28 protein-coding genes are annotated in these 20,181 nt (G+C 62.0%); 5 read left to right on the plus strand and 23 right to left on the minus strand.

The window, feature by feature from the left end; all coding sequences use genetic code 11:
• Positions 1-24: 24 nt before the first annotated feature.
• The 3 genes from EV664_RS12110 to EV664_RS12120 are packed head-to-tail and all read right to left on the minus strand — an operon-like array spanning position 25 to position 1,845.
• Positions 25-447 (minus strand): hypothetical protein, encoded by a 423-nt coding sequence (locus EV664_RS12110; RefSeq protein WP_133495981.1) that lies wholly within the window; start codon positions 445-447, stop codon positions 25-27.
• The gene (locus tag EV664_RS12115) at positions 437-736 is read right to left on the minus strand and encodes a rod-binding protein (protein WP_133495982.1); all 300 of its coding nucleotides are present in this window, start codon (positions 734-736) and stop codon (positions 437-439) included. Before EV664_RS12115 ends, EV664_RS12110 begins: the two co-directional genes overlap by 11 nt.
• Positions 733-1,845, minus strand: a complete 1,113-nt coding sequence (locus tag EV664_RS12120) for a flagellar basal body P-ring protein FlgI (RefSeq protein ID WP_133495983.1) — start codon at positions 1,843-1,845, stop codon at positions 733-735. Before EV664_RS12120 ends, EV664_RS12115 begins: the two co-directional genes overlap by 4 nt.
• Before the next feature lie 92 nt (positions 1,846-1,937).
• On the opposite strand from EV664_RS12120, the gene EV664_RS12125 reads away from it, so the two are divergent.
• Positions 1,938-2,360 carry a flagellar assembly protein FliX gene (locus tag EV664_RS12125; protein WP_133495984.1) on the plus strand — a complete coding sequence of 141 codons (423 nt, stop codon included), beginning with the start codon at positions 1,938-1,940 and terminating at the stop codon, positions 2,358-2,360.
• A 63-nt stretch (positions 2,361-2,423) separates the two neighbouring features.
• Here EV664_RS12125 and flhB read toward each other — a convergent pair whose 3' ends face one another.
• The 5 genes from flhB to flgC are packed head-to-tail and all read right to left on the minus strand — an operon-like array spanning position 2,424 to position 5,292.
• Positions 2,424-3,491: a flagellar biosynthesis protein FlhB gene (gene flhB, locus EV664_RS12130; protein ID WP_133495985.1), complete on the minus strand. Its 1,068-nt coding sequence runs from the start codon at positions 3,489-3,491 to the stop codon at positions 2,424-2,426.
• A 4-nt stretch (positions 3,492-3,495) separates the two neighbouring features.
• Positions 3,496-4,251, minus strand: coding sequence for a flagellar biosynthetic protein FliR (gene fliR / locus EV664_RS12135; protein ID WP_133495986.1), 756 nt, complete (start codon positions 4,249-4,251; stop codon positions 3,496-3,498).
• 13 nt (positions 4,252-4,264) lie between these two features.
• A complete protein-coding gene (locus EV664_RS12140; protein ID WP_133495987.1) occupies positions 4,265-4,531 on the minus strand; it encodes a flagellar biosynthetic protein FliQ in 267 nt (88 codons plus the stop codon).
• 15 nt (positions 4,532-4,546) lie between these two features.
• On the minus strand, positions 4,547-4,873 hold the full coding sequence (fliE, locus tag EV664_RS12145) for a flagellar hook-basal body complex protein FliE (RefSeq protein WP_133495988.1): 327 nt from the start codon (positions 4,871-4,873) through the stop codon (positions 4,547-4,549).
• Positions 4,874-4,884: 11 nt separating this feature from the next.
• Positions 4,885-5,292: a flagellar basal body rod protein FlgC gene (gene flgC, locus EV664_RS12150; protein ID WP_133495989.1), complete on the minus strand. Its 408-nt coding sequence runs from the start codon at positions 5,290-5,292 to the stop codon at positions 4,885-4,887.
• Positions 5,293-5,421: 129 nt separating this feature from the next.
• Between flgC and EV664_RS12155 the strand changes: the two genes are divergently transcribed.
• The 3 genes from EV664_RS12155 to fliP are packed head-to-tail and all read left to right on the plus strand — an operon-like array spanning position 5,422 to position 6,737.
• Positions 5,422-5,661 carry a FliM/FliN family flagellar motor switch protein gene (locus EV664_RS12155; protein ID WP_133495990.1) on the plus strand — a complete coding sequence of 80 codons (240 nt, stop codon included), beginning with the start codon at positions 5,422-5,424 and terminating at the stop codon, positions 5,659-5,661.
• Positions 5,658-5,993 (plus strand): FliO/MopB family protein, encoded by a 336-nt coding sequence (locus tag EV664_RS12160; protein ID WP_133495991.1) that lies wholly within the window; start codon positions 5,658-5,660, stop codon positions 5,991-5,993. The genes EV664_RS12155 and EV664_RS12160 overlap by 4 nt, the downstream gene beginning before the upstream one ends.
• A gap of 6 nt (positions 5,994-5,999) precedes the next feature.
• On the plus strand, positions 6,000-6,737 hold the full coding sequence (gene fliP / locus EV664_RS12165; protein WP_133495992.1) for a flagellar type III secretion system pore protein FliP: 738 nt from the start codon (positions 6,000-6,002) through the stop codon (positions 6,735-6,737).
• 61 nt (positions 6,738-6,798) lie between these two features.
• Here the strand turns inward: fliP and EV664_RS12170 are convergent, their stop codons facing one another.
• Genes EV664_RS12170 through motA form a run of 13 tightly spaced genes read right to left on the minus strand, consistent with a single transcriptional unit; the run spans position 6,799 to position 16,183 of the window.
• Complete coding sequence (locus tag EV664_RS12170) at positions 6,799-7,437, minus strand: PilZ domain-containing protein (RefSeq protein ID WP_133495993.1); 639 nt, start codon at positions 7,435-7,437, stop codon at positions 6,799-6,801.
• Between the two features lie 12 nt (positions 7,438-7,449).
• Positions 7,450-7,866 carry a hypothetical protein gene (locus tag EV664_RS12175; RefSeq protein ID WP_244923131.1) on the minus strand — a complete coding sequence of 139 codons (417 nt, stop codon included), beginning with the start codon at positions 7,864-7,866 and terminating at the stop codon, positions 7,450-7,452.
• A gap of 25 nt (positions 7,867-7,891) precedes the next feature.
• The gene (locus tag EV664_RS12180; protein WP_133495995.1) at positions 7,892-8,719 is read right to left on the minus strand and encodes a flagellar motor protein MotB; all 828 of its coding nucleotides are present in this window, start codon (positions 8,717-8,719) and stop codon (positions 7,892-7,894) included.
• 3 nt (positions 8,720-8,722) lie between these two features.
• The gene (locus tag EV664_RS12185) at positions 8,723-9,055 is read right to left on the minus strand and encodes a hypothetical protein (protein WP_229668246.1); all 333 of its coding nucleotides are present in this window, start codon (positions 9,053-9,055) and stop codon (positions 8,723-8,725) included.
• A 13-nt stretch (positions 9,056-9,068) separates the two neighbouring features.
• The gene (locus EV664_RS12190; protein WP_133495996.1) at positions 9,069-9,587 is read right to left on the minus strand and encodes a chemotaxis protein CheD; all 519 of its coding nucleotides are present in this window, start codon (positions 9,585-9,587) and stop codon (positions 9,069-9,071) included.
• Positions 9,588-9,601: 14 nt separating this feature from the next.
• A complete protein-coding gene (locus EV664_RS12195) occupies positions 9,602-9,991 on the minus strand; it encodes a response regulator (RefSeq protein WP_188656420.1) in 390 nt (129 codons plus the stop codon).
• Positions 9,992-11,035 (minus strand): protein-glutamate methylesterase/protein-glutamine glutaminase, encoded by a 1,044-nt coding sequence (locus EV664_RS12200; protein WP_133495997.1) that lies wholly within the window; start codon positions 11,033-11,035, stop codon positions 9,992-9,994. It abuts the gene before it with no gap.
• Positions 11,035-11,907: a CheR family methyltransferase gene (locus EV664_RS12205; protein ID WP_133495998.1), complete on the minus strand. Its 873-nt coding sequence runs from the start codon at positions 11,905-11,907 to the stop codon at positions 11,035-11,037. Before EV664_RS12205 ends, EV664_RS12200 begins: the two co-directional genes overlap by 1 nt.
• 3 nt (positions 11,908-11,910) lie before the next feature.
• On the minus strand, positions 11,911-12,435 hold the full coding sequence (locus EV664_RS12210; protein ID WP_373287512.1) for a chemotaxis protein CheW: 525 nt from the start codon (positions 12,433-12,435) through the stop codon (positions 11,911-11,913).
• Positions 12,432-14,633 (minus strand): chemotaxis protein CheA, encoded by a 2,202-nt coding sequence (locus EV664_RS12215; protein WP_133495999.1) that lies wholly within the window; start codon positions 14,631-14,633, stop codon positions 12,432-12,434. The genes EV664_RS12210 and EV664_RS12215 overlap by 4 nt, the downstream gene beginning before the upstream one ends.
• On the minus strand, positions 14,630-14,995 hold the full coding sequence (locus EV664_RS12220; protein WP_133496000.1) for a response regulator: 366 nt from the start codon (positions 14,993-14,995) through the stop codon (positions 14,630-14,632). The genes EV664_RS12215 and EV664_RS12220 overlap by 4 nt, the downstream gene beginning before the upstream one ends.
• Entirely contained in the window at positions 14,992-15,324 is a 333-nt protein-coding gene (locus EV664_RS12225) for an STAS domain-containing protein (RefSeq protein WP_133496001.1), read from the minus strand. The genes EV664_RS12220 and EV664_RS12225 overlap by 4 nt, the downstream gene beginning before the upstream one ends.
• Positions 15,299-16,183 (minus strand): flagellar motor stator protein MotA, encoded by an 885-nt coding sequence (motA, locus tag EV664_RS12230; protein WP_133496002.1) that lies wholly within the window; start codon positions 16,181-16,183, stop codon positions 15,299-15,301. Before motA ends, EV664_RS12225 begins: the two co-directional genes overlap by 26 nt.
• Before the next feature lie 205 nt (positions 16,184-16,388).
• Here motA and flaF point away from each other — a divergent pair, with 205 nt between their 5' ends.
• Entirely contained in the window at positions 16,389-16,748 is a 360-nt protein-coding gene (gene flaF / locus EV664_RS12235) for a flagellar biosynthesis regulator FlaF (RefSeq protein WP_133496003.1), read from the plus strand.
• 31 nt (positions 16,749-16,779) lie between these two features.
• Here the strand turns inward: flaF and EV664_RS12240 are convergent, their stop codons facing one another.
• A complete protein-coding gene (locus tag EV664_RS12240) occupies positions 16,780-17,397 on the minus strand; it encodes a response regulator transcription factor (protein ID WP_133496004.1) in 618 nt (205 codons plus the stop codon).
• Positions 17,394-19,964, minus strand: a complete 2,571-nt coding sequence (locus EV664_RS12245) for a PAS domain S-box protein (RefSeq protein ID WP_188656421.1) — start codon at positions 19,962-19,964, stop codon at positions 17,394-17,396. The genes EV664_RS12240 and EV664_RS12245 overlap by 4 nt, the downstream gene beginning before the upstream one ends.
• Between the last annotated feature and the right edge of the window lie 217 nt (positions 19,965-20,181).

A 20,181-nucleotide genomic window follows, 5' to 3' on the forward strand; every position in this document is an offset into this window, starting at 1 on the left:
GGTCGTTTCGGGGGTGAAACGCGATCATAGCTGGGTATTGATGGCGATCGGGCTGGGAAGATCGGCGCGCTGCATCATGCCCCCCGCGCCGTACGACGCAGATGTCGACCCGCGCCGCCGACGCGTATCCTGTTCGATGGCGAGGATCAGGTCCTCGGCAAAGGCGATCTTGCGTTCCAGCGCGATGCCGTTCGCTTTGGCGCTGTTCGCCATGCGCTCGGCGGCCTCGGCCAGTTCGACGCGCAGTTCCGGATCGATCTCGGCCCGCCACTTGGGATTTTCGCGTTCCATCCGCGCAAGCTGCGCGTCGAGCGCGGCGGCGAGGCGGATTTTGTCGCGCACGACCTCCTCAATCTCCGCGCGCGGCGCATGTTCGTACAGAAGTTCGGTTTCCTGTTCGGTGATGCGCGCCATTGCCTGCATCAGGTCGAGCAACTCAGCGGCCATTTGAGGAACCTCCCTGCATCCTGATAATCTGATCCAGCACGGCGGGGGCAAGGCCCAGTCCGCCGCGATCGGTGATCGCTTCACCCATTTTCTCGGCCAGCACGCCGCGGAACATTTCCTCGGCATGACCGCCGGAAAAATCGCCTTGCTGAACGCTTTCCATCATCAGTTTCGTCATCTGGCCGACGAACACTGCTTCGAAATCGCGTGCGGTCTTCGCATCCCTGGGGTTGGGCGCCTGCCGCGCGGGAAGCGCGGCGGCGCTTAGCGATGTGACGGGATCGGTCATTGTACCTCGATATCGGCCTGGAGCGCGCCGGCGCTCTTGATCGCCTGAAGGATGGTGATGAGATCGCGCGGGCTTACCCCCAGCGCGTTGAGCCCGGTGACGAGCGAGGCAAGCGAGGTTTCGCCGCCCAGCGTGCCCAGCGAGGCACCGCTGCCGTCATCCACGCCGATCGACGTACGCGGCACGGTGGTCGTCTGACCGTTCGAAAAGGGGCCGGGCTGCGAAACCATCGGCGTTTCGGTGACGCTGATCGTCAGGCCCCCTTGCGCGATCGCGACCGGGCTGATGCGGACATCGGCGCCCATCACGACGGTGCCCGATGCTTCGTTGATGACGATGCGCGCAGGCTGATCGACCGAAACGGGGAGATTTTCGACCATCGCCATCAGGTCGACGACCGACCCCTGAAAACCGCTGCCCGGCCCGATTTCGACCGTTGCCGGGTCGAGCACCTTCGCGGTGCCGGTGAACCGGCCGTTGATCGCGGCGGCGATCATGTTGGCGGTGGTGAAATCGGGGTTTTTCAGCGCGAGCTTCAGCGTCTGGGCGGAACGAAGCGCATAGGGCACTTCGCGTTCGATGATCGCGCCGTCGGCGATCCGGCCCGAGGTGGATACGCCGCGTGTGATGCTGGCCGCCGCGCCGCGTGCCTGAAATCCCGACACGGCGAGCGGGCCCTGCGCCACGGCGTAAATCTGTCCGTCCAGCGCGCGGAGCGAGGAAGCGATCAGCGTTCCGCCCTGCAGGCTGGTGGAATCGCCCAGCGCCGATACTGTCACGTCAATACGCGAACCGGCCCGCGCAAAGGCGGGCATGGTGGCGGTGATCGAAACGGCAGCGACATTCTGCGTCTTCATCTGCGTGCCGCGAACGTTGACGCCCATGCGTTCGAGCATGGCCTGCATCGATTCCTCGGTGAAGGGCGCATTGCGGATACGGTCGCCGGTACCGGCAAGGCCGACCACGAGACCATAGCCGACCAGCTGGTTCGACCGGACATTCTCGATATCGACAATATCCTTGATACGATGGCTGGCAGGGCGGGCGAGCGCGCTGAGCGGTGTCAGCCCGATCGCTCCGATCGCCAGTAATGTGAGTATCCGGCGCATAAACCCCTCTGCAACGCTCCGATAACTATTCTTTTGTCTTATAGAGAGATGGAGAGGCCTGCGGTCCTGCCGGTCAAAGGAAGATAGAGCATATGCGGATCGAAGGACTGCCGTTGCCGATACAGACGGTGCTGAACGCACTGTCGAAACCGGACGCATCCTTTCGCCTTCCCGGCGGTGCGGCACCGCGTATGGACGTCGCCGCAACACCGCCGCCCGCGCCCTCGCTTCAGGCGGCGACATCGGTACAGGTGATGATCGCAGCTGCCGCGCTGAACGAAACGCCGCAGCAGATCCGCAAGCGCGAGGCAAAGCGAGTCGATCGCGGCGTATCGCTTCTGGAACGGCTGCATCAGGCGAGCCTTGGCGGTCCGCCCGAACCGCAGGTGCTGGAGGAGCTGGCGCAATGGGCGGAGGAGTTCAGCCTGCCCGACAGCCCGCAATTGCAGTCGCTTGCCCGCGACGTCGAACTGCGCGTGAAGGTCGAACTCGCACGGCACGAACGCTTCGTCTGAGTATTTTACGGGGTGTGGAGGGACGGGCCGACGATGCGCCTGCTCATCGCACCTGCCGCGCGATCAGTTTTCGCGCGCCAGCTTCATCACATAGCTGATGATTTCCGCGACCGCGGCATAATGTTCGACCGGGATCGGCCGGTCGATTTCTGCGCTGGCATGCAGCGCGCGGGCAAGCGGGCGGTTTTCGACCAGCGGTACGCCTGCATCGGTCGCGACCGAACGGATGCGCAGTGCCACCTCATCGGTTCCCTTCGCCACCACCACCGGCGCTGCCATGGTGCCATGGTCATATTTCAGCGCGACGGCGAAGTGCGTCGGATTGGTGATGACCACGCTGGCCTGCGGCACAGCGGCCATCATCCGGCGGCGCGAGCGCTGCATGCCGATCTGACGGATCTTCGCCTTGATATGCGGATCGCCTTCCTGATCCTTGAACTCGTCCTTCACTTCCTGACGCGACATGCGCAGCTTTTTCAGCCAGCTGTGTCGTTGATAGAAAAGGTCGAATATCGCGATTGCGCCGACCAGCAGCGCGACCGCGCGAAATACGGTGATGATGATCCGATGGGTCAGCGCGGCAATGCCGACCGGATCGAGTCCGACCATCGCGCTGAAACCCGGGACGAACGGGATGACCACGATATAGCCCACGGTCACGACCGCGATCAGCTTGGCCAGCGTCTTGCCGAATTCGACAAAGGCGCGCATGCCGAAGATGCGTTTCGCGCCCGATACGGGCGAGAGTTTGGACCATTTCGGCGCCAGTCGCGACCAGGACAAAGCAGGACGCCCCTGCAACAGGCCGCCGACGATCGCGAATGCGACCATCGTCGCCAACAGCGGCAGCAGCGTCATCGCAATCGTCGAGAAAAGCAGGGTCATTACCGACTGCGCGGTGTCGGGGGTCAGCGAGAAAGTCTCGGCATTGTCCCACAGAGCTGCCATCTTCTGCGCCAGATTATTGAACAGATATACCGCCAGCCAGCCGATCGACACCAGCAGCCCGGTGAACATCGCGGCGTGGCGGACCTCCGGCGCGGACGCAATATCGCCCTTCTTGCGCGCATCCTCCAGCCGCTTTTCGGTCGGGGCTTCTGTTTTCTGGTCCTTATCGGGTTCTTCGGCCATCGGCTTAGCCCCACGCGCCGTTCAGCCACGCCGCCTGGGCATTGGCAAAGGCGATCAACACGGTGCCGAGCACGCCGGCAATGATGGTGATGCCGAGCAGCAGGTTGAGCGGCTGGGCAATGAAAAAGACCTGAATGGCGGGCGAGATGCGTGCGGCAAGGCCCAGCACCACGTTGAACACGATGGCATAGACCAGCACCGGCGCAGCGAGCGACAGGCCGAGGAGCAGCGCATCGCCCGACACGCGGATGGCGAGCTGCGCGAAGTCCGCTGCGTTCGGCAGCATGCCGACCGGGAACATGCCATAGGATTTGATGAGGCCGCCGATCCAAAGATGATGGACGTGCATCGCCATGCACACCACCGCGGCGGCGACACTGACGAAGCGTGAGAGGATCGCCGACTGGCTCGATTGCGCGGGGTCGAACATCATCGCCATGGAAAGCCCGATATTCAGGCTGATGATCGACCCGGCGATTGCGATCGCCTGAAACATCAGCCGCATGACGAGGCCGAGCGACAGGCCGACCATCAGCTCGGCGAACAATGCGCCGATAAAGGCGTCGTCGCCCTGCCGCGCGATCGGCATCACATGATCGGAAAGCAGCGCCCATAGCGCCAGCGTCATCGCGCCCGCTGCAAGCAGGCGGATCTGCGTCGGAATGCCGTCTTCGGAAAAGACCGGCAGCAGCGCGATGACCGATCCCACCCGCGCGAACAGCAGGAGGAATGCGGTCACATAGATCGGGAAATCGGTCATCGCGATGAAAAACTCAGCGTCCGGAAATGATATGGTCGCTGACCAGCGTCATGAACTGCCCCAGCGCGCTGCCGATCATCGGCAGCGACAGGAGCAATACCGTGCCCATCACCAGAATTTTGGGAACGAAGGTCAGCGTCTGTTCCTGAATCTGGGTCAGCGCCTGCATCAACCCGATCACGACGCCGGTGATCAGCGCGCCGAACAGCATCGGCCCGGCAACGGTGAGCGTCAGGACCAGCGCGGCGCGGGCCAGTTCGATGGCGGTTGCAGCTTCCATGATGCGATCGCCCGACTAAATCTGCATGCGCATGATTTCGGAATAGGCGTTGACGACGCGGTCGCGTACCGCAACCACCTTGTCCAGCGCCAGTTCCGCCGCACCCATCGCGGTTACGACATCGATCAGGTCGCCCTTGCCGGCAACCTGCTTCGACGAGGCGGCTTCCGCGCCTTTCAGGCTGCTCGCCGCGTCGCCGACCATGGATTCGACCATCTGGCCGAACCCGCCGGCCCCTTCGGTCTTGCCGCTGTCGGCGATACCGCCGGTGCCGCCCGAAACAGGCGCAAGACCGACCGCACGGCCGTACGCACCGGCCGCGTCCAAAGCTCCAATCGACATTGGGTGGTTCCTTATTTCAACAGATCAATGGTGCGCATCGTCATGCCCTTGGCAGCTTCGATGGCGCTCAGATTGGCTTCATAGGCACGCTGCGCGGCCCGCATATCGGCGGCTTCGACCAGACCGTTGACATTCGGCTTCAGCACATAGCCCTTTTCATCCGCAGCCGGGTTGCCGGGCTGATAGACACGCGTGAAGTCCGAACGGTCAGTGGTCACGTTCTTCACTTCCACCCCGGTCCCGCCGGTCGCCCGGTCGAGTTCTGCGTGGAAGGTCGCGACCTTGCGCCGATAGGGCGTGCCGCCCGGCGTATCGGCGACGGAATCCTGGTTCGCCAGATTTTCCGCGATCACGCGCATGCGAAGCGCCTGAGCGCGCAAGCCTGTCGCGGAAACGGAAACTGAGGTTTTCAGGTCCATGAATGCGTCATCCCCTTTTCGGCGGGCAGGGATTGCCGCCGACACCACAATCATAGGCAAGTTTTTCCTACCCCGGACCGGAGATGGGAAAATTCCTCCTATAAATTTGCGCAAGAGGGAGGTGCAGCCATGTCCGTACTTGAAAATATATCGGTCGATATGTCGATCGTACTGGGTTCGACCCAGCTTCCGATCCGGCAGATCCTGAAGATGAGCCGCGGCGCGATGATCGCGTTCGACAGCGGTCAGGACGACCCCACGCAGATTTTCGTCAACGGCACGCTGGTCGCCAAAGGCCGGGTTCTAGTCGAGGGCGAGCGCATGTCGGTGGAAATCACCGAAGTCCTTCCCAAGGGGATGGCAATATGAGTTTTCTTGACCTTGTCCGCATGTTCGGCGCGCTGGCGCTGGTACTGGGCGGGCTTGCCGGCGCGCTCTGGGCGGTTCGCCGCTATGATCTGAAGCTGCCGTTGCATATGGGTGGCGGCGACCGTGCCAGCCGCCGGCTCGAACTGATCGAACGGCTGCCGATCGATCAGAAGCGCGCGGTGGCGCTTATCCGTCGCGATGGTGCCGAACATCTGATCCTGCTGGCACCTGAGGGCAATATGGTGGTCGAAAGCGCCGCCAACCCTAATGGCCACCGCGCCTTTTCCGATTTGCTGCCGCGCGCCGAGAGCGCCGAACCTGCATTGGGCTGAAAATAGATGAAACGCATTTTTGCTGGCGTGCTCGGCACCGTCTGGTTGCTGGTCCCGCATGTCGCGATGGCGCAGGAAGCCTCGCTTTCGCTGGGCGGCGGCGGCGAAGGATCGATGAGCAGCCGCGCGATCGGTCTGGTCGCGATGCTGACGGTGCTGAGCCTTGCGCCCGGCATTTTGATGACGGTGACGTCCTTTACCCGGATCGTCGTCGCGCTGTCGCTGCTGCGTACCGGTCTCGGCGCGCAGGGCGTCCCGCCGAACCCGGTCATCATCAGCCTTGCCATGTTCCTGTCGCTGTTCGTCATGGCCCCGACCTTTCAACAGGCCTGGGACACCGGCGTGAAGCCCTATACGCAGGGCCAGATTGACGAGAGCGTGGCGTTCGACCGCACTTCCGCGCCTTTCAAACAGTTCATGCTGAAGCAAGTGCGCGAGGATGACCTCAAAATGTTCAACGATCTGGCGCAAAAGCCTGCAAAGGATCGGCAGAGCATTTCGCTCGGCACTCTGGTTCCCGCCTTCATGGTTTCCGAACTGCGCCGTGCGTTCGAAATCGGCTTCCTGCTGCTGCTGCCGTTTCTGGTGATCGATCTTGCCGTTTCCGCAGTGCTGATGGCGATGGGCATGATGATGCTGCCGCCGGCAACGATATCCATGCCGTGCAAGATCATCTTTTTCGTGCTGGTCGACGGCTGGGCGCTGGTTGCGGGCAGCCTGATCCGAAGTTTCGGAACCGGCTGATCTCTTTCCTCGGCTTCGCCTCGGTAAAGGCCCGGTGGGATATGCTCACCGGGCCTTTATTTTATCGCAGGGCAAAGCGGGTGGGAGAAGATTGCAGCCATTCCGCCAGCGCCGAATACAGGATCGGTTTGGTGAATTGTATTCCGGCCATGTCGTTATCGCACCAGCGTATTGTGCCCTCGACCGGCTCGAGCTGCGGGATGTTCAGCGTGAACAACCCCTCGGCCAGCGGCCATTGCAGATTGGCAAGCCGCGCGCCGCGCGGGTTGATGTCGAGCATATCGGCATGCACGATCCGCCCGTGCTGGCGGACGGTGACCGGACACTGGGTAGTGATCCGCGGCATCCGCTGATGCCAGTCGGTATCGCTTTGCGCGCCGTGCAGCACCGCATCGGTATCGATCGGCTGGACAAACTCCATGCCGACCACACCCGGCCCGGTCCAGCGGACATGTCCGGCGAGCACGATGTCGCCGCGCAGTTCCACCTGTACCGGATCGCCGGGAGCAAGCGTTGCGGGCGTTTCGATACGCGCGCCACCTGTCGAAATATTGCGTACGCGGCACAGCCCGTCGGTCCCGGCGAACAGCAGCCGTCCGACGAGCAGCGTGGTGACCAGCCGCTTCGTTTCGGGCGCGCGCCGATCGACAGAAAAGCTCGCCGCTTCGGAAGGCTGGGGACTGAAAGGTTCAACCGACATGGTAGCCGCTCCTTAATCCGGTACTGCCTTGGTCACCGCTACACGTTGGACCACGCCCTGTCCAAGCGCTTCCTTTGCGGCATCGGCCACAACCTGCCGGAATTTTTCGATGTCGGGGATCGTCCCGTCGACACCGGCGGCAAGCGGCGTGCGATACGTGCGCAGGTTGATCGCATGCTGCACAAAGGGGATGCGCTGCGTCACGCTGTCGACATCCTTCTCGGGGACCTCCAGCTGCACCTCAAACGCCATATAGCCCGAAAGGCGGCCGTCGGGCAGGACGAGTGGCGCGACCATATGGGGCACGGGGACGAAGCTGGTCTTCACCGCTTCTTGCGCCCCATGCGCATCGTCGGGACTGCCCAGCACCAGACCGGCACCATAGCCGCTGCCTGCACCGACGCCGATCCCTGCGATGATGAGGGCCAAGGGGAGGAGGAATTTCTTCATGGCGTCAGAACCGAAAGCTCGCATCGGTGGGAAGCGAAGGGGCCTCGCCCTTCACGATAATGGTGATCCGGCGGTTTTCCGCACGGTTCGGCTGATCGGGATAGAGCGGCTGGCTGCCGCCCATCGCCACTGCACCTGCGATGCGATCGGGGGTGAGCCCGCCGTCGAGCAATGCCTGCCGCGCGGCAAGCGCACGCTGGCCCGACAATGCCCAGTTCGCGGCGCTGTCGCCGCCGACCCCGTCGGTATGTCCCTCGATCGTCAGGCGCGCACCGGATTTGGCGAGTTTTTCTCCCACCAGCTTCAGCCGCTGATAGGCGAAATCGTTGAGCTGTGCCGTTGCGGGTTTGAACATCGGCAGTTTCGGACCGTCCATCAGGGTGATGCGCAGCGCATCGTCATCGGTCTCGATCTTGCTCGTCTTGTTCGTCGGATTGGTCGGCTGGGCGTCGAGGACGATGCGCAATTCCTGCGCGAGAACGCGCAGCGAGGCATCGGGCACCGTTGCGCTGCCGCCGCGCGATACGCCTGCGCTTTGCGCTTCCATTGCCGGAACGCCGGTCGGCCGCGCATCATCGGCATCGGATTCGCGTGCAAAGCCGCCCGTACCCACGCCGTCGCCGGACGCTGTGACCGGGGTGAAATATTCGGCCAGCCCTTTCAGCACTTCCTTGTCCGGATTGCTGATCAGCCAGAGCAGCATGAAAAACGCCATCATGGCCGTCACAAAGTCGGCATATGCGACCTTCCACGCGCCGCCATGATGACCTCCGGAAATCTTTTTGACCTTACGGATGACGATCGGGCGTTCATTGGGTGTGCGGCTGGCCATGCCTTAATTGCCCTGGGCAAGCGCCGCGCGCAGCCGATCCTGAACCACGCTTAGGCGCACGGGGGCGATGGCTTCCTGCGACGGCAGGCCATTGGCGAGCCGTTCCAGAATAGCGGCATTTTCCTCGGCATATTGCGCGAGCAGATCGAAGGTCTGCAGCTTGTCGACATAGCGCATCACGAAATGCTCGTCGGTAATCAGCAGCGCTGCCAGTTCCTCGATCATCAGCCGCGCATGACGCAATTCTTCGGCGATCGCATTGTGCAGAACGCTGATCAGCCGGTCGGTCGCTTCGGGGTGCCCGGTGGCGCAGTCGGGAGGGGAGGATTGTGACATGATAAAATTTCCCTCAGAAAAGCTCGATTTCGCCGCAATGCTCGGGCTTGCGTTCAGGCACCGGCGGCGGCGGGACGTCAGCGACGCAGCGCGAACGCACCTTGCCATCATAGGGGCGGAACTCGACCTTTCGGGCGCGGTTGCCGCCGGTATCCACATGGCCGATCGCGATCCCTTCGGTTTCGAGGAAGCGCTTGGCGAAAGCGGCGTTGGCTGTGCCGATCCCGCCAAGTCCGGCGATGATGTTCGCGCCGCCATACAGGTGAGCGCGCAGATTCTGACGCTGCGCGCCCGCCTTCATCGTGGCGTTGATGAGCAGTTCCATCGCGTGCAGGCCATAGCGCTGCAGTTCCGATGCATTCAGCTTCTGATCGGGGCCGGGTTCGCCCAGAAGGAAGTGGTTCATCCCGCCGATGCGCTTTTCCGCATCATGCAGGCACACCGCGATGCAGGAACCCAGCAACGTCGAGATGACGACTCCCTCCTCGTTAACGACGGCATGTTCGCCCTGAATGATCGGAATGGTACGCAACGACTGGGCCTCCTTCAGGTAAGGGCGCCGAACACGCGCTCGATCTTTTCCTTCAGCGCGGCAGGCGCGAAGGGTTTGACCAGATAGTTGTTCACGCCCAGCGCAGCCGCCTTCTGAACGACCTCGCGGTCGGACGAACCGGTGAGCATGATGAATACGGTCTTGGCGAGGACCTCGTCCTTGCGGACCGCTTCCAGGAAGGCGAGGCCGTCCATTTCCGGCATGTTATAGTCGGAAATGACCAGATGGACGCGATCGGACTTGATCGCGGGCAGGGCTTCGGTGGCCGTGGGCTTGTCACGCACGTCCTTGAAACCGAAATCCTGGAGCGCGCGACGGATCATCGCACGCATACTGGCCTGGTCGTCCACGACCATCACCTTGATTTGAGAGGCAGCAGGCATTTAACGCTCCCGATGCTCGCCGCGGCATGCCGACAATATTGTCGAAGCCATGCTGGACAGGCTGATTTCTTGTTGTACCCCGCCCAGCTCTGCAGCTGCGCGTGGCATTCCCCAGACCACGCAGCTTTCGCGTGACTGGCCGAAGGTTGTGGCACCCGCCTGACGCAACGCCAGCAGACCCTCTGCTCCGTCAGCACCCATCCCGGTCAGGATGGCGCCGACCGACGCCGCGCCGCTTTGCGCGACGGAATGGAACAGCGCATCCACCGAAGGGCGATGACCGCCGATCGGATCGCTCTCGATCAGTCGGATACGGCCGTTATAGCCACCCTGAAGCGTCATGTGATGTGTGCCTCCCGGTGCAATATAGACGGTTCCGGGCGCGATCGGCTGACCATGTTTCGCTTCGACGATTTTCGGCGGGCAGCTGCGATCCAGCCGGTCGGCAAAGCTCGCGGTGAAGGCCGCGGGCATATGCTGGACGATCAGCGTCGGCGGGCAGTTCTCCGGAAAGGAGGAGAGCACATGGAACAGTGCCTCCACACCGCCCGTCGATGCGCCGATCGCGATCACCATGTCATGAAAGCGGGTATTTCTGCTTTCACCGGAGGCCATTGGCGGCGTCGTCGTGACCCGGGGCCGGGCGCTTGAACGCGCGGCATTCTTGACGGTACGGCAAAGCAGCGCCGCACTTGCCGCGAGCTCCGCCGGGCCGCCCACGGGTTTGGCGATGCAATCCACCGCGCCCAGACGCAGCGCCTCGATCGTGACCTCGGCGCCCGCTGCAGTGAGCGAGGAGCACATGACCACCGGCATGGGGCGCAGACGCATGATGCGTTCGAGAAAGGACAGGCCGTCCATTCCCGGCATTTCCACGTCCAGCGTAATGACGTCGGGATTGAGATCCTTGATCATGGCGCGCGCCGTATGCGGCTCGGGTGCCATGCCGACGACCTCAATCTCCGGATCGGATTTGAAGATATGGGCGAGGGTTGCGCGGATCGACGGGCTGTCGTCCACGATCAGGGTGCGTACGGTCTGCATCAGCGACCGTCCGCGAGACGATAGATAGTGTTCCCGCACGAAACCATCTTCTCGGCAGCGGGGCCGATCAGGCGTTCCGAATGGCCGATATACAGGAAACCTTCGGGTTTGAGCATGTTCACCAGTTTTGCTTCCAGTTCGGCCTTGGCCGTGTCGTCAAAATAGATCATCACGTTGCGGCAGAAGATGGCATCGTAGCGCATGCGCATCGGCCATTCATGGAACAGGTTGAGTACCCGCGCGGTGACGAGTGCTCGTGCCGCCTCCACCATCCGATACCCGCCCTCTTCGCGCCGCATCCACAGATCGCGATATGCCGCCGGCACCGGTGCCACGGTCGATTCGGCGTACAGCGCTTCCCGCGTCGCGTTCACGACCGGTTCGGACAGATCAGTCGCGAGCAATTTTACATCGCGACCGTTCATCCATTGCGCCTTGGAACGATCGTCGCCGAGCAGGCACATGGCGATCGTGTAGACTTCCTCGCCGCTGGAACATGCCGAGGACCAGATCCGCACCGGCGAACGGTTCGGATCGGACTTCAGCCGGGGCAGCAGATGTTCGCGAAGATGGTCGAAATGATGATCTTCACGGAAAAAATGCGTGTGGTTGGTGGTCAGCGCAGTAACCATCTGGCGCCGTTCTTCGGTATTGCTTTCGACCAGGTCGAGATACGCCTTGAAGCTCGCCAGCCCATGCAGGCGCAGCCGCCGGCTGAGCCTGGAATGGACCAGCGTCTTCTTCACCTCGGTCAGGTGAATGCGCGCATCGTCCTGCATGATCCGGGCGACCCGACCGAATTCGGCGTCCCCGAGGACGGGTGCGCCCTCGGGAAGCGGTGATGCGGACGTGCCGGGGGCGAGCGTCGCCATGGATCAGGCAGCCAGATCGAGATGGCGGGTGATCGCCAGCGCATCGAGATCGAGCAGAAGCACCATCGAATGCGAATCCTCGCCGCCTTCCTTGGTACGGTTCGGCACCTGGACGAGGCCGGAGATAACGTTCGCTTCCTGGATCTCGACATCGGGAGCGGGCTGGATGGCATTCTGCTGAATGACGACGATGTCGTTGACTTCATCGACCAGAAAGCCGGCCTGCTTGCCCGAAATCGCGACGACCAGCACGCAGGAGCGCGGATGGATGACGCTGGGTTCCCAGCCGAGCCGTTCGGCAAGGCCGACGATCGGGATCACGGTGCCACGCAGATTGCTGACGCCCAGAATATAGTTCGGAACGCTGGGCAGCGGGGTGGGGGACGCCCATTCGCGGATTTCGATGAGCGAGCGCATGTCGATGCCGAACACCTGATCGCCCAGGGCGAAGGTGACGATCTTCATTTCGCCCGCCTCGTCAATGCTTGCGATGGTCTTGTTTTCGGAAGCGAGGGTCAGGTCGTTCATGCCGCAATTCCTCTCATTTGCGTACGGTTTTGGTGCAGGTTGGGGGCAGTAAGGGCATCCACGTCGAGGATGAGCGCGATCGACCCGTCACCAAGGATCGTTGCGCCGCCCAGTCCGCGGATCGGGTAGAGATTTTCTTCAAGGCTCTTGATCACCACCTCGCGGCGGTCATCGACGGTATCGACCATCAGACCGACCTGACCCGAGGAGTCGTTTTCGACCACGATGATCAGGCTGTCCTCGATCGGACGGCGTTCGCCGCGTTCCAGCCCGAACATGCGGGGCAGGCGGCGGATCGGAATATACTGGCCGCGTACTTCGATGACTTCGCTGTCGGGCGTGGTGGAACGCACCTGATTCGGTTCGGGCTGCAGGGTTTCGACCACGGTAGCGAGCGGCAGGACGAAACGCTGTCCGCCCAGCCGGACGACCATGCCGTCGAGAATGGCGAGAGTCAGCGGCAGGACCAGCGTGAACGTCGTTCCCTTGCCCGGTGTGGAGCTGATGTCCACCCGGCCGCCCAGTGCCTCGACATTCGACCGCACCACATCCATGCCGACGCCGCGGCCGGAAATGTTCGAAATGGTTTCCGCAGTCGAAAAGCCGGGGGCACAGATCAGCTGATCGATTTCCTCGTCAGTCAGATTGGCATCGGCCGAAATCAGGCCGCGTTCGATCGCCTTGTTACGTACGCGGGCCCGGTCGATGCCGCGCCCGTCATCCGAAACGGTGACGATGATCCGCGCGCCCTTCTGCTCGGCCGACAGGGTGACGGTACCGGCTTCGGGTTTTCCGGCGCGGATGCGCTCTTCCGGCGATTCCAGACCATGATCGACCGCATTGCGGATGAGATGGGTCAGCGGATCGCCGATCTTCTCGATCACGCCCTTGTCGACTTCGGTCGTCTCGCCATGGGTGACCAGCTCGACGATCTTGCCGGTTTCGGCATGAAGGTCGCGCAGCATCCGGGGAACGCGGCTGAACGCCTGCCGGATCGGCTGGGCGCGCAGGCTCATGACATTGTCCTGAATCTCGCGGGTCAGACGCGCCAGCTCGGGCAGTTCGACGCGTTCCTGATCTTCCGAATCCAGCCGGTCGGACAGGATCGAGTTGCGGATCACCAGTTCGCCGACAAGGTTCAGCAGCATGTCGAGCTTGGTCAGGTCGACACGGATCGTCTGCGAACCGTGGTCGGCCGCACGTGCATCCGACAGCGGAGCGGGCTTTGCAGGCTTTGGTGCCGCCGCCGCCGGCGCTGCCGTCGTTCCGGTCGCGGGCGGGGTATTGTCCTGCATCGGAGCTTCGGCTTCGACCGGTGCGGGTGCCTCGGCAGGTGCTTCGAAGGCCGCAGGCGCGTTCGCCTCCTGCCGTTCGACCGTGATCAGCGCATCGGGCGCCACGAAATCGAAGGCTTCGCGAATGCGCGATTCCTCGCACCATTCGGGCAGGTCGAGCGACCAGGTGACATAACCCTGTTCGGGATCGAGATCGCGAAGCGCCGGGAGGTTGTCCGCATCATAGCCGACCACCCGGCCGCCCATCTCTTCCAGCTCGCGGATGACCAGCATCGGTTCGGCGCCGTTTGCCATCGCTTCGTGCGAGGGACCGAACATCACACGCCATCCGGCGGCGACCGGTGCCGGGCTGCTCTCGCTTTGCTGATCGTCGAGCTCCAGATCGAAGGAATCGAGATCGGTGATGGCGACCGTGACGGGTTCGAAGCCGAACGGATCGTCATCCTCAGCGGCGGGCGCTGCCGGTGCCGGCGCTGCGGGCGCGGGCGCTTCGGCGGCGGCGGGCGCGGCAGCAGCCGATTCGCCTTTCAGGATCGCGTCGAGCGCGGCCAGCGAAGCGCTGTCATCGGGAAGGTCCATCGTCCCTTGCGCAGCAGCGACATGATCCGCCAGCACGTCGAGCGCGGTCAGCATGACGGCGACGGTAGGTGCGGTGGGTTCGATCCGTTCCGCGCGAACTTCGTCGAGCAGATTTTCGAAGCGATGGGCGAAGGCGGTCAGCGCGGTATGGCCGAACGCACCTGCGCCGCCCTTGATCGAATGGACCGCGCGGAACACCGCCGCGATCGTTCCGGCCGAGGTATCGCCGTCGCGCATTGCCGACAGGCCGGTTTCAGCGGCAGTCAGACCTTCGGCGCATTCTTCGAAGAAGATCGCCTGGATTTCGTCGAGTTCGTCGCTCATGGGCACACCCGGCGCACGGCCGCTCCCAGCTTGGTCGGTTCAAAAGGCTTGGTGATCCATCCGGTCGCACCGGCCGAGCGGGCGCGCGCCTTTTTCTCGTCCGAAAATTCGGTGGAAAGGACGAGGATGGGCGTGCCGCGGAAATCGCCGATGCCGCGCACCGCTTCGATCAGTTCGAAACCGTCCATCTCCGGCATGTTGATGTCGGTGATGAGCAGGTCTGGGCGCACTTCGTGCATCCGCTCCAGACCGTGCTTGCCGTCATTCGCGGTCTCGATACGATATCCCTGAGAGGTGAGGGTGGCCTTCAACAGCATCCGCATGCTCGCGGAATCGTCGACAGTCAGGATCAGCTTGCTCACGATTTGGTTTCCTCTTCGGTGACGAGACCCAGCGGGCCGGCAAGCCCAAGCGCCTCGATCCTGGCTCTGAAGGCCGGGCTGGCATTGATGATGGTAAAGGGATGGTCATTGGCCTGCGCCTCCGCCCGACCGGCCAGCAGCAACTGGACCATGGCCTGACCGACGCTTTCGACCTGGCTGGCATCGATAATCATCTCTCCGCCCAGATCTGCGGCGAGAACGAGACGGACCTTCAGTTCTTCCGCGGTGACGGTGGTGCCGTTGACGGGCAGCATGATCGTTTCGATCGCGGTGGCAGGAACGTCAGACAGGTTGGGCAGCAAGGTCATTCTTCGCCTCCTCGAGCGCGGTTTCCAGTTGCTGGAAGGTGGGGGCATGGTCGCTGGGCGTCGCGCGCCGGGCGATCTCCACCGCCACCTGGGTCGGCATGCCCTGGGCATGGGCGACGATAGCGGTCTTGATGATAAAAAATGGTTTCACGTCATTGTCGATCACCTGCTGCAGTTTCAGCGCCAGCGGCCCGACAAAGCAGTAGGAGAGCAGCACGCCCAGGAACGTCCCGACCAGCGCGCCGCCGATCATTCCGCCCAGGATTTCGACAGGCTGGTCGATCGATCCCATCGTCTTGATGACGCCCAGAACCGCCGCGACGATACCGATGGCGGGCAGCCCCTCGGCCATTTGCTGAAGCGCATGTTGCGGTGCCAGCTCGTGGTGAAGATGCGCTTCGATATCATTTTCCATCGCTTCGGCGATCTGGTGCGGATCTTCGAAGCTGACCGTCATCATGCGCAGATAATCGCAGACGAATTCGATCAGATGATGATCGGCCAGAAGGCGCGGATAGCGTTTGAAAAGTTCGCTTTCCTCCGGCGCGTCGAGATGCGGTTCGATCGCGACCGCACCGCCCTTCTTGAACGTCGACAGCAGGGCGTACATCAGCGTCAGGACATCCTGATAGTCGCTGTTGTTCCACCGGCCGCCCTTGAAGGAGCGCACGATGCCTTTGCCCGCGGCTTTCACCACCGACATCGGATTGGAAACGAGAAAGGCGCCGATCGAGGCACCTCCGATCGCCAGCATTTCGTGCGGCAATGCGTGCAACACCACGCCCATCTTGCCGCCAGCCCAGATGAAGCTGCCGAAAACGCAGGCGAGGATGACGATAAAGCCTACGCCGTTTAGCATGATGTCGAACAATCCCTTCGTGCTACGCCGATAAGCGTCGATTTCTGGGATTATAGGATGCAGCGCGGTCGGTCGGACGCGGATCGGTGCTTTTGGTGAATCAATAAAAGATGCCGAACAACTGCTTTCGGCAAATCCGTTAAAAGCCTGACCGGGCGGGCAGCTTATCCTCTAAAATGGGCGCTGAGGCCAAAGAGGAAGGTATATGTCGCTCAACGCCTACCAGCAGGTTCGCACCCTTGCCGAAACGCCGCGCGCTATGGAGCGCCGTCTGATCGGTCAGATTACGGGGCAAATGATTGCCCTGCACGAAGCAGGAATTAGCGGTTCGGGGTTAATGCCCGCGCTTCACCGCAATCGCGAGATGTGGAACATGTTCGCTGCATTGTGCGGCGGGCCGGGGAACGAACTTCCCAATGAATTGCGCGCCTCACTCGTATCGATCGGCCTGTGGGTCGACCGGTATACGAGCGAGGTCATTGCAGGACGCGATTCGATCGAACCGCTGATCGAGGTCAACCGATCGATTCTCGAAGGGCTTGCAGACACGGTTCTCGCGGCCTGACGCCTGTGACGCGCGGATCTGGCCGGTTCCGTCAGGGAACCTGGACCAGACCGGCGGCAAAGGCGACGCGCAGGGCTTCCGACAGGCTGCCCACGCCCAGCTTCTCCATCATATTGGCGCGATAGATTTCGACGGTTCGCGGGGACAAGTCGAGATCGTGCGCGATTACCTTGTTCGCACGCCCCTCGATCAGCCCCATCAGCACATCGCGCTCGCGCGGGCTGAGCTTGTCGATCCGGTCGGTCGCGGCCTTTAACCGCTCCTGATGGCCGGTTTCGCTTTCGAACCGCTTGAACGCCGCTTCGACCACGCGAAGCAGGTGATAGGGGTCATAGGGCTTTTCGAGAAAGTCGACCGCCCCCGCCTTCATCGCCTGAACCGCCACGGATACATCGCCCTGGCCGGTCAGCATCACGGCAGCGAAGCGCACCCGCTGATCGCCCAAGGCGCGCAGCACATCGAGGCCATTGCTGCCGGGCATGTGGTAATCGAGCAGCAGCACGCCGCCATCCTCTGCCTCGACGCTTTCCAGAAAATCGTCGCCCGAACGGAAGACGCGGATCTGATGGCCGGGCCGCTCGGCAAGCAGCCCCTGAAGCGAGCTGCGGACGGCATCATCATCATCGACGATATACACGCTGCGCATCATGCCGACACCTCCTGCTTATTGACGCGGGGCAGGGTAAACCTGAAGCGGGCGCCGCCCTCCGGCATATTTTCGCCGCTTAGCGTGCCCCCATGTGCTTCGACAATGCGTCGGCAAATAGAAAGGCCAATTCCCATACCACCTTCCCCCTTTGTGGTCTTAAACGGCATATAAATCTGTTCGAGTATATCGCTGGAGAGCCCGGGGCCAGTATCACTGACACTCAGTTCCAGCATATCGTCGTTCAGCGTGCGTGACCAAATAACGATTTTCCGATCCTCACGCGGCACAGCTGCCAGCGCATCCATGCTGTTACGCAAGAGATTTACCAGCACCTGCTGCACCTGAATCCGATCGCCGAACATATAAAGCGCATCGTCGGACAATTGATATCGTATGTCGATTCCCAAACGGTCATAACCGGTCAGGACGAGCGATGTCGCTTCCTCGATCACCGAATGTACCGATTCGACCCGGCTATCGGTTTCGTGTTTCGATGCGAAGTCACGCATGCGCCGGATGATCTGCCCGGCGCGCAGCGATTGCTGGCGAACCGCGGCCAGTTGCGCGCGCAGCTTGGCGTGGTTCACCCGGTCATCATCCAGCATGATTTCGGCGATTGCCATATAATTGGCGATGGCAGAGAGCGGCTGATTGATTTCATGGGCCAGTCCCGCCGCGAGTTCGCCCATCGCGTTCAACCGGCCGACATGGTTGAGCTCGCTTCTCAGCGTATCGAGCCGCTCCTCACTTTCCAGTCGTTCGGAAATATCCTGCACAAATGCAGTGAAGACGCGGGTGTTATTGTATCGCGCCTCGCCAAGGCGCAGTTCCACGGGTATCTTGCGGCCATCGGCGTGAAGCGCGCTTAGCAAATGTTGCGCACCGCCCGGTCGCCGGTCCCCGGCCTCGCCGATGCGAACGGGATTTTCCTGATCGATGTCGATACGGAAATCCTCCATCAGCATCTGTATCCTGCGGCCGATCGCGACCGCCGCAGAATAGCCGAACATGCGCTCGGCTGCCTTGCTGAAGGTTAGGATGACGCCATCTTCATCCACCACGATCATCGCGCTGGGTACGGTGTCCAGGATCGAGCGCAGTTGCGCTTCGCGGGCGGCCAGTTGCGCTTCGCGGTCGACCCGCGCGGTGACGTCGATATTCACCCCGATCGTCCGGATCAGCATGCCCTGTTCGTCGTAAAAGCAGCGCGCCGACCCTTCGATCGCACGCACTTCGCCGGACGGGAGTCGCATCCGGTAGAAAAAGGAGAAGCGCTCGGCCTTTGCCCAGACCGTTGCTTCGAGCCGTTTTCGGATCGTTTCCAGATCTTCGGGAAGCACCAGCCGTGCCCAGCGATGGAAATCGCTCAGGGTTCCGGGCGGCAGGCCCAGCTGCGTTTCGGTGTCGCTGATCCACTGGACGTTGTTATCGCCCACCCGCCATTCGAAAATCCCGATCGCATGCGCCTCGGCAGCGAGCGCCAGCCGTTCGTCGCTGTCGCGCAGCGCCTGTTCGATCGCGACGCGCTTTCCGATATCGGTCATCGAAAGCACCGTGACCGACCCGGCTTCCTTTTCATCGGTTACCAGCCGGCGTTCAAGAATATGGATAGTGCTGCCGTCCTTGTGCGATTCGATCAGCTGATATTCGCTCGAACCTTCCGCACCCCGCAGTGTATAATCATTCGCCGGTTCGCGGGAGTTGAGCAGGACTGACTTGACCTTGCCGATCACCTCTCTGGCGGACCAGCCGTAAAGCGTTTCGCAGCCGCGCGACCAGTAGATGATCTTGCCCTGGCTATCGACGAGCGCGATCGGCATCAGATCGGCGACCCGGGAAAAGATACGCGCGGTCGAACGCTCGGCATACAGCATCCGGAACACCCAGAGCATCATCACGCCGATCACGGTCGCCTGCGCGGTCAGGGTGACGAGCACGATCCACTCCGACGGCTCGAACGCCAGGATCACAATGTCAAACGCGCCGATAAAACAGGGGGCAGCGAGCAGCAGAAAAAGCGCATGGGGTGTTTTAAAGCCGCGCCCGCTGCTTTGTTCCTGATAATCCGCTGTGCGTCGCGATGCGCTGATCAGGAGTCCGATTGCAATCAGTGCCAGTGCAATTGCATGGCCGGGAAGGAGCGGCTCATAGGATGTCGAGGAAAAGAGCCGCCGATCAGCGATCTTGAACAGCGAAACGGTGATCGGCCCCGCCGCAATCGTCGCGCACAGCGCCGCCGCGCCCATGGTGAGCGGCGATTTGCGGGTCAGCAGCAATGTGCCGATGCTGAGCGGGCCGACAATCAGCGCGAACAGCAACCGATACATATCGCCATGATCATAAGAGATCACTGCCGCAGTATTGGCCAGCGCGATCACCAGTGCGATGCCGCACAGCAACCCTATCGCCGACCGCGACCATCCGAGCCCGCTGCCGAGCAGCGCCAGCGCCAGCGCGCCGACAGCAGTATAGGCGACTGCGGCGACTTCGAGTGAAGACGAAGCGGTGAAAAAGGCAACGTACGGGAAAAGCAGCGAACTCAGAAACTGCAATACGACCACTGCCATCGCAGCCACAGCCAGATAGCATATTGTCGTTGCCTGACGGGGGGCCGCCGATATCGGGTGCGCTTGCATTCAGCCGGTTTTTCAGTGTCGTTTACCGTTACCTATCTGATACCCGCATGACGGCCAAAAAAAATCGTGCATCGTCAACAATATCCTTTGCCGAGGAACATTCTTATTCGGCAGAGGAACAGCTATATCTTTGACTCGTCAAGATATT

Source organism: Stakelama pacifica, from assembly GCF_004361835.1.
GTDB lineage: Bacteria > Pseudomonadota > Alphaproteobacteria > Sphingomonadales > Sphingomonadaceae > Sphingomonas > Sphingomonas pacifica.